The following is a 233-nucleotide window of genomic DNA, read 5'->3' as shown; positions in this document are numbered from 1 at the left end:
CGAATATTCTTGCCGTCGTCAATTCGAGGATCGGCGGCTCGACGGTGTTAAGTGCGGCAAACATCCAGGTGATCGCGCGCGCTCGGGCATCGCGATCCCTGGGCAGCAGGCCCGCATGCTGCTCAGCAAGATGAAAGACGATCGAGCCGGTCTCGAACAGCGAGAGAGAACCTTCCTCATAGGTGGGGATCTGGCCGAAGGGATGGATGGCCAGATGGTCAGGCGTCTTCATC

The 233-nt window shown here is 59.7% G+C and carries 1 protein-coding gene; it reads right to left on the bottom strand.

Annotation, left to right across the window (positions count from 1 at the left end; all coding sequences use genetic code 11):
- On the bottom strand, positions 1 to 233 hold a 233-nt coding region (locus AF337_RS14485), incomplete at both ends, for a glutathione S-transferase family protein (protein WP_160320305.1).

It is taken from the genome of Rhizobium ecuadorense (assembly GCF_001187535.1).
In the GTDB taxonomy this organism is placed as follows: Bacteria; Pseudomonadota; Alphaproteobacteria; order Rhizobiales; family Rhizobiaceae; genus Rhizobium; species Rhizobium ecuadorense.
This window is presented reverse-complemented; position numbering and strand designations above follow the sequence as displayed.